Origin of the sequence: Desertihabitans aurantiacus (assembly GCF_003344635.1) — a bacterium.
Classification (GTDB): Bacteria; Actinomycetota; Actinomycetes; order Propionibacteriales; family Propionibacteriaceae; genus Desertihabitans; species Desertihabitans aurantiacus.
On record NZ_QPKK01000219.1, the window covers coordinates 1 to 6,477 of the forward strand.

A 6,477-nucleotide genomic window follows, 5' to 3' on the forward strand; every position below is an offset into this window, starting at 1 on the left:
CCGACCCGCCGGCGCGGCAGCGACTGGCCGGCGCGCTCGGCGTGCTGCCCGGTGCCCCGGCCCGGGCCCGGCTGACCGCCCTGCGGGACGACCCGGACCCGCTGGTCGCCCGCACCGCCGCCTTCTGGCTGGCCGAGCGCCCGGACGCCCGCTGACGGCGTCCTAGACTCGCCCCATGGCGTTCGAGATCCCTGACAACCTGCACCCCGACCTGATGGGACTGGCGTGGATGATCGGCCGGTGGGAGGGCACCGGGAAGGGCAAGTGGCCCGGTGAGGGGGAGTTCGAGTACGGCCAGCAGGTGGACTTCGCCCACAACGGCGGGCCCTACCTGCACTACCTCTCCCAGACCTTCGAGGTCGATCCCGAGGGCAAGGCGCTCAAGCCCCGCTCGATGGAGACCGGCTTCTGGCGCCCGAAGCCCAACGGCGAGGTCGAGGTCGTCATGTGCTCGCCCGAGGGCTGGTCGGAGGTGTGGGTCGGCAAGATCGAGGGGGCCAAGATCGAGCTGACCACCGACGCCGTCGTGCGTACCTCCAGCAGCACCGACTACACCGCCGGTCAGCGTCTCTACGGCAACGTCGAGCACGACCTGCTGTGGGCCTTCGACCGCGCCACCAGCGACCAGCCGCTGCAGCCCTACATGTGGGCCCGGCTGCAGCGCCAGCCCGCCGCCTGAGCGACCGCCGCGACCGAGGAGCACCGATGAGCTGGAACGACACGGCCGTGCTGGCCGAGGACGGCCCCGACGCCGGGGTCGCCTGGCACCACGGCGACCCGATGCGCGAGCAGCGGGCGATGGACAGCACCGCGATGGTGGACCTCTCCCACCGCGGCGTCATCTCGGTGACCGGCCCCGACCGGCTCTCCTGGCTGCACTCGCTGACCAGCCAGCACCTGGAGCAGCTCGCGCCCGGGGTGGGCACCACCGGGCTGGTGCTCTCGCCGAACGGCCACCTCGAGCACGCCTTCTACGGCGTCGACGACGGCGAGACGTTCTGGGCCCACACCGAGCCCGGGGCCGCGCCCGCGCTGGTGGAGTTCCTGGACCGGATGCGGTTCATGCTGCGGGTCGAGGTCGCCGACCGCACCGACATGCTGGCCGTGGTCTGGCAGGCCGGGCCGGCGCCGGCGGGGGAGCGGATCACCCGTGCCGGGCAGGACTCCCTGGGCGGACACGAGTCGTTCGTGCCCCGCGACCACCTCGACCACTTCCTCAGCACCCAGCTGGACGCCGGCGCCACCCCCGCCGGCACCTGGGCCCACGAGGCCCGCCGGATCGCGGCCGGCGTCCCGCGGATCGGCCTGGACACCGATCACCGCACCATCCCCAACGAGGCCGGGCTGCTCGGCGTGGCCGTCCACCTGGACAAGGGCTGCTACCGCGGCCAGGAGACGGTGGCCCGGGTGCACAACCTGGGACGTCCGCCGCGCCGGATGGTGCTGCTGCACCTCGACGGCAGCGTCGACACGCTGCCGGCCCGCGGCTCCGACCTCGCGCTGGCCGAGCCGTCGCCGGAGGGCATCGTGCCGGGCCGCACCGTCGGCGTGGTCGGCACCTCGGCCCGCCACCACGAGCTCGGCCCGATCGCGCTCGGCCTGGTCAAGCGCAACACCGACGTCACCGCGCCGCTGATCGCCGGCGGGGTGGCGGCCTCGCAGGAGGTGCTGGTCGACCCCGAGGTCGGGCTGCACGTCCGTGCCCGCCTCTGACCCACGCCGATCGACGTCCCCGCCGACCCGCCCCTCACACGGCACACACCTTCGTGCATCCGCACCCATGCTGCAGCGTGTGTGCCGTCCCGCGGAGGTGTGTGAGGGGACCGCTGCCTGCGGGGCGATCCGGGCGGCACACACCTTCGTACATCCGCACCCATGCTGCAGCGTGTGTGCCGTCCCGCGAAGGGGTGTGAGGGTGGGCGGAGGCGTCGCTGGCGCCGCTAGGGTCGTCCGGTGAGCAGCAGCGACGTGGCAGCGATCGAGGTCGTCCGCAACGGGTTCACCGAGTCGGTGCACCGCGCCCGGGTGGTGGTCACCGGCCCGGACGGCACGGTCCAGCACGCCCTCGGTGACGTCGGTGCGCCGATGTTCCCGCGCAGCAGCAACAAGCCGCTGCAGGCCGTGGCCATGGTCCGCGCCGGGCTGGACGTCGAGGGCGAGCTGCTCGCGCTGGTGGCCGCCTCGCACTCCGGTGAGGCCTTCCACCGCGACGGCGTCCGGCGGATCCTCGGCGGCTGTGGGCTGGAGGTCTCGGAGCTGCAGAACACCGTCGACCACCCCTCCGACGAGGTCGAGCGCGAGCGCTGGATCCGCGAGGGCCACCACCGCGAGGCGATCGCGATGAACTGCTCGGGCAAGCACGCCGGCATGCTGCGCACCTGCCGGCTCAACGGCTGGTCCCGCGGCGACTACCTGGACCCGCCCCACCCGCTGCAGCGGCGCTGCCGCGAGACGGTGGCCGAGCTGGCCGGTGAGGAGGTGGCGGCCGACGCCGTCGACGGCTGCGGTGCGCCGTTGCACGGGATCAGCCTGGCCGGGCTGGCCCGCGCCTTCGGCCGCATCGCCGCCGCGGACGCCGGCCCCGAGCGCACGGTCGCCGACGCCATCCGCCAGCACCCGGAGTGGACCTCGGGCACCCGCCGGGAGGAGGCCGCGATCCACCGCGCGGTCCCCGGCTCGGTGGGCAAGGCCGGCGCGGAGGCGGTGTACGCGGTCGGCCTGGCCGACGGCCGCGGGCTGGCGCTGAAGGTCGTCGACGGCGGCCCGCGCGGCGTCCCGCTGCTGATGGCCGAGCTGCTCCTCGCCCTCGGCCACGACGACCCGGCGCTGCACCGGCTGCGCACCGCGCCGGTGCTCGGCCACGGCCGTCCGGTCGGCGAGGTCCGGGTGCTGCCCGGGCTGCTGGCCGACATCGGCTGACCGTCCCGGCTGTGGCTGTCCCGTCGGATCCGACGATCCGGATGCGACGCGATGGCCACACCCGCGGCGACCGGAGGCACCGGATCGCGACCCGACGGCGACCGGCGAGCAGGTGGGCGGAGCACGCCGGACGCACCACTAGGCTCGGAGTCGTGACGACCGTGGAGTGGAGTTCGGTCGGGGCCGCGCTGTTCGACCTCGACGGAGTGCTGACCCCGACGGCCGAGGTGCACATGCGTGCCTGGTCGCGGATGTTCAACGACTACCTGAGCGCGAAGGGCGTCGCAGAGCCGTACACCGACGAGGACTACTTCGCCTACGTCGACGGCAAGCCCCGCTACTCGGGTGTGCGTGACTTCCTCGCCTCCCGCGGTCTCACCCTGCCCGAGGGTGACCCCACCGACGCCCCGGAGCGGGAGACCGTCTCCGGGCTCGGCAACCGCAAGAACGACGCCTTCGCCGCCGTGCTGGCCGAGGAGGGCGTGCAGCCCTACCCGGGATCGGTGGCGCTGCTCGACCACCTGGCCGGCACCGATGTCCGGGTCGCGGTGGTGTCGTCCTCGCGCAACGCCGTCCCGGTGCTGGAGCGGGCCGGTCTGCGCACCCGCTTCGACGTCGTGGTCGACGGCGTGGTCGCCGCCCGTGACCAGCTGTCGGGCAAGCCGCGTCCGGACACCTTCGTACGTGCCGCCGAGCTGCTCGGCGTCCCGGTCACCGCCGCGGTGGTGCTCGAGGACGCGCTGTCGGGGGTGCAGGCCGGCCGGGCCGGCGGCTTCCGCCACGTCGTCGGGGTGGACCGCGGCGCGGGCCGCGACGCCCTCACCGCGGCTGGCGCCGACATCGTCGTCGACGACCTCGCCCAGCTCGTCCCCGGGGAGGCGACCCGGTGACCGCGACCACCGACGCCACCAACCACAGCTCGCGGGTCCGTCCCGACCCGGTCGACCCGTTGGACCGCCACCGCTTCCCGGTCGACGAGTGGCGGCTGGTCGAGACGGCCTACTCCACCGAGGACCTCGGCGTCACCGAGACGCTGTTCGCCGTCGGGAACGGCTACCTCGGCATGCGCGGCTGCCCCGAGGAGGGCCGCGACACCCACAGCCACGGCACCTTCGTCAACGGCTTCCACGAGACCTACCAGATCCACCACGCCGAGGAGGCCTACGGGCTGGCCCGGGTCGGGCAGACCATCGTCAACGCCCCCGACACCGCGCTGATCAAGCTCTACGTCGACGACGAGCCGATCCTGCTCTCGGTAGCCGACCTGGAGAGCTACGAGCGCAGCCTCGACTTCGCCGACGGCATGCTGCGCCGCGAGCTGATGTGGCGCACCCCCTCGGGCAAGCGGGTGCAGATGACCAGCACCCGCTGCGTCTCCTTCGCCGAGCGCCACCTGGCGGTGATGACGATGGAGATCACCATGCTCGACTCCGACGCCCCGGTGGTGCTCTCCAGCCAGATCCTCAACCGCCAGGACGGCCAGGACGAGTACCACGTGCAGGCCGCCGCGATGGGGGAGGGCTTCGACCCCCGCCGCAGCCGCACCTTCGACCGGCGGGTGCTGCTGCCGCAGTACCACTACGCCGAGAAGGGCCGGCTGATGCTGGGTTACCGGTGCGCGGAGTCGCGGATGACGATCGCCGTCGGCGCCCACCACGTGCTCGACACCGCCAACGAGTTCACCGACCGCTACTTCGCCGACGACGACTCCGCCAAGGTCGTCTACCGGGTGAACGCCCGCGCCGGCCAGCCGATCCGGCTGGTGAAGTACGCCGCCTACCACACCTCCCGCGGTGTCCCGGTGCGCGAGCTGACCGACCGGGTGCGGCGGACCCTCGACCGGGCCACCGAGCACGGGCTGATGAACATCTGGAAGGACCACCGCGACGCCCTGACCCGCTTCTGGGAGGACTCCGACGTGGTGGTCGAGGGCCAGCCGGAGCTGCAGCAGGCGATCCGCTGGAACCTCTTCCAGCTGGCGCAGGCCTCGATGCGCGCGGAGGGCTCGGGCATCCCGGCCAAGGGCGTCACCGCGCTCGGCTACAGCGGGCACTACTTCTGGGACACCGAGGTGTACGTGCTGCCGTTCCTCACCTACACCAACCCGCGGCTGGCGCGGAACGCGTTGCGGTTCCGCCACCTGATGCTGCCCGCGGCCCGCAAACGGGCGGCCGAGGTGGCCCAGCGCGGGGCGCTGTTCCCGTGGCGGACGATCAACGGCGAGGAGGCCTCGGCCTACTACGCCGCCGGCACCGCGCAGTACCACATCGACGCCGACATCTCCTACGCCGTCAGCCGCTACCTGCACGCCACCGGCGACGTCGCCTTCCAGCTCAACCAGGGCGCGGAGATCCTCGTCGAGACCGCCCGGATGTGGGCCGACCTGGGGTTCTGGCGCAGCAACGGCGACCGCTCGTTCCACATCGACTCCGTCACCGGGCCCGACGAGTACACCACCGTCGTCAACGACAACCTCTTCACCAACGTGATGGCCCGGTTCAACCTGCGCAAGGCCGCCGAGTACGTCCGCACCATGCAGCAGTTCTGGCCCAAGGAGTACGCCCGGCTGGTGTCGCGGCTGCGGCTGGGCGAGGACGAGGTGGCCACCTGGGAGGACTGCGCCCAGGGGATGTCGATCCCCTTCGACGAGGGGATGGGCATCCACCCCCAGGACATGCACTTCCTCGAGCGGGAGGTGTGGGACCTGGAGCGGACGCCCACGGACAACTTCCCGCTGCTGCTGCACTACCACCCGCTGGTGATCTACCGGTTCCAGGTGATCAAGCAGGCCGACGTGGTGCTGGCGATGTTCCTGCAGGGCTCGCAGTTCACCAGCGAGCAGAAGCGGGCCAACTTCGAGTACTACGACCCGATCACCACCGGTGACTCCACCCTGTCGGCGGTGGTGCAGTCGATCATCGCCGCCGAGGTCGGCCACCAGGAGCTCGCGCTCAGCTACTTCTACGCCGGGCTGTTCGTCGACCTGGCCGACCGGCACCGCAACACCGCCGACGGCGTGCACGTGGCCTCGGCCGGCGGGGTGTGGAGCGCGCTGGTGTTCGGCTTCGCCGGGATGCGCGACGACAACGGGCTGATCACCTTCGACCCGCGGCTGCCGCGCAGCTGGAGCCGGCTGACCTTCCGGCTCCGGGTCGGTGGCACCCGGGTGCGGGCGGAGCTGACCGCCGACGCGCTGTCGTTCACCGTCGAGGAGGGCGGCGGGGCCTCGTTCGTGGTCCGCGGCACCCGGGTCGACGTCGGCCCGGACGCCCCGGCGACGGTGGCGCTGACCGACCAGGGCCCGCGGCTGCCGCGGTTCAGCCTGCACCCGCAGATGGTGGGCAGCCAGCGCGAGGACGGCACCCGGATCAACGCCGCCGTCCCGCGCGCCTTCGACCTGGAGCAGTTCGAGGACTGAGCCGGACCGCCGACCGGCTCGGCTGGCGCCGCGCCGCGGGCCCGGTCGGCTCAGCCGCGCTGCGGGAAGGCGCGGGCCGCGCTGCGTCCGAGGGCGGTGGTCAGGGCGGCGTCGGCGGCGCCGTTGGCGAGCCCGCCGAC

General features: G+C 73.1%; 5 protein-coding genes. All 5 read left to right on the forward strand.

Annotation, left to right across the window (positions count from 1 at the left end):
• Positions 1–175: 175 nt before the first annotated feature.
• The 5 genes from DVA66_RS15355 to DVA66_RS15375 all read left to right on the forward strand — a co-directional run bounded on the left by DVA66_RS15355 (position 176) and on the right by DVA66_RS15375 (position 6,337).
• Positions 176–679, forward strand: coding sequence for an FABP family protein (locus DVA66_RS15355; protein WP_114560868.1), 504 nt, complete (start codon positions 176–178; stop codon positions 677–679).
• A 26-nt stretch (positions 680–705) separates the two neighbouring features.
• Entirely contained in the window at positions 706–1,713 is a 1,008-nt protein-coding gene (gene ygfZ, locus DVA66_RS15360; protein WP_114560869.1) for a CAF17-like 4Fe-4S cluster assembly/insertion protein YgfZ, read from the forward strand.
• A 240-nt stretch (positions 1,714–1,953) separates the two neighbouring features.
• Entirely contained in the window at positions 1,954–2,919 is a 966-nt protein-coding gene (locus DVA66_RS15365; protein WP_114560870.1) for an asparaginase, read from the forward strand.
• Positions 2,920–3,080: 161 nt separating this feature from the next.
• Positions 3,081–3,809 carry an HAD family hydrolase gene (locus tag DVA66_RS15370; protein WP_232821989.1) on the forward strand — a complete coding sequence of 243 codons (729 nt, stop codon included), beginning with the start codon at positions 3,081–3,083 and terminating at the stop codon, positions 3,807–3,809.
• Complete coding sequence (locus tag DVA66_RS15375; protein WP_114560872.1) at positions 3,806–6,337, forward strand: glycoside hydrolase family 65 protein; 2,532 nt, start codon at positions 3,806–3,808, stop codon at positions 6,335–6,337. Before DVA66_RS15370 ends, DVA66_RS15375 begins: the two co-directional genes overlap by 4 nt.
• Positions 6,338–6,477: the final 140 nt, after the last annotated feature.

Excerpts from the sequence above, each read along its gene's own strand:
- ygfZ (WP_114560869.1), top strand. The coding sequence starts at position 706 with ATGAGCTGGAACGACACGGCCGTGCTGGCCGAGGACGGCCCCGACGCC.
- DVA66_RS15355 (WP_114560868.1), top strand. The coding sequence starts at position 176 with ATGGCGTTCGAGATCCCTGACAACCTGCACCCCGACCTGATGGGACTG.